The sequence below is a fragment of the Neobacillus sp. KR4-4 genome (genome assembly GCF_042136325.1).
GTDB lineage: Bacteria > Bacillota > Bacilli > Bacillales > Cytobacillaceae > Neobacillus.
The window spans coordinates 1-1,052 of the sequence record NZ_JBHHJU010000078.1 but is presented as its reverse complement, the minus strand read 5'-3'; the positions used below and the strand labels follow the sequence as shown (position 1 = coordinate 1,052).

At 49.4% G+C, this 1,052-nt stretch carries 9 tRNA genes and 1 rRNA gene; all 10 read left to right on the top strand.

From position 1 onward, the window contains the following. The first annotated feature begins 10 nt into the window (after nucleotides 1-10). Nucleotides 11-127 (top strand): 5S ribosomal RNA (gene rrf, locus ACE198_RS28010). A 39-nt stretch (nucleotides 128-166) separates the two neighbouring features. After that, nucleotides 167-241: transfer RNA gene (locus ACE198_RS28005), tRNA-Glu, on the top strand. Between the two features lie 39 nt (nucleotides 242-280). Continuing rightward, nucleotides 281-356: transfer RNA gene (locus ACE198_RS28000), tRNA-Val, on the top strand. Nucleotides 357-377: 21 nt separating this feature from the next. Then, nucleotides 378-453, top strand: a tRNA-Thr gene (locus tag ACE198_RS27995). A gap of 6 nt (nucleotides 454-459) precedes the next feature. Next, nucleotides 460-535 (top strand) — tRNA-Lys (locus ACE198_RS27990). Between the two features lie 36 nt (nucleotides 536-571). Beyond that, nucleotides 572-653 (top strand) — tRNA-Leu (locus ACE198_RS27985). 39 nt (nucleotides 654-692) lie between these two features. Further along, nucleotides 693-764 (top strand) — tRNA-Gly (locus ACE198_RS27980). Between the two features lie 10 nt (nucleotides 765-774). Next, nucleotides 775-863 (top strand) — tRNA-Leu (locus ACE198_RS27975). 24 nt (nucleotides 864-887) lie between these two features. Continuing rightward, nucleotides 888-961 (top strand) — tRNA-Arg (locus ACE198_RS27970). A gap of 5 nt (nucleotides 962-966) precedes the next feature. After that, nucleotides 967-1,043 (top strand) — tRNA-Pro (locus ACE198_RS27965). Nucleotides 1,044-1,052 lie beyond the last annotated feature (9 nt).

The window sequence follows — 1,052 nt, the reverse complement described above, 5'->3', positions numbered from 1 at the left end:
AATTTTATAGTCTGGCAGCAATGGCGAGAAGGTCACACCCGTTCCCATACCGAACACGGAAGTTAAGCTTCTCAGCGCCGATGGTAGTTGGGACACGCGTCCCTGTGAGAGTAGGACGTTGCCAGGCTAACCCTTTGGGGTTATTTTTTTTGTCAACAATTTATCTGGCCCCTTGGTCAAGTGGTTAAGACACCTCCCTTTCACGGAGGTAACACGGGTTCGAATCCCGTAGGGGTCACCAAAGTTTTTTCACGATAGTGAAAATAAGTATCATTGATTTGGAGGATTAGCTCAGCTGGGAGAGCATCTGCCTTACAAGCAGAGGGTCGGCGGTTCGATCCCGTCATCCTCCACCATATTTATCTTTCAAAGATTTTGCCGGGGTAGCTCAATTGGTAGAGCAACTGACTTGTAATCAGTAGGTTGGGGGTTCAAGTCCTCTCGCCGGCACCATTTTTTGAGCCATTAGCTCAGTTGGTAGAGCATCTGACTTTTAATCAGAGGGTCGAAGGTTCGAGTCCTTCATGGCTCACCAGAGTTTTTTGCGAAAAGCAAAATAACTTTCAATAATGCGGGTGTGGCGGAATTGGCAGACGCACCAGACTTAGGATCTGGCGCCGCAAGGCGTGGGGGTTCGACTCCCTTCACCCGTATCAAAGTTTATTGCAACAGCAATATAACTTACAATTTTTGCGGAAGTAGTTCAGTGGTAGAACACCACCTTGCCAAGGTGGGGGTCGCGGGTTCGAATCCCGTCTTCCGCTCTCTATTTTTGCCGGGGTGGCGGAACTGGCAGACGCACAGGACTTAAAATCCTGCGGTAGGTGACTACCGTACCGGTTCGATTCCGGTCCTCGGCACCACTTTAAGGTTAATTAAATTCATATGCGCCCTTAGCTCAGCTGGATAGAGTGTTTGACTACGAATCAAAAGGTCGGGAGTTCGAATCTCTCAGGGCGCACTTAACGGGAAGTAGCTCAGCTTGGTAGAGCACTTGGTTTGGGACCAAGGGGTCGCAGGTTCGAATCCTGTCTTCCCGACCATTCCTAATA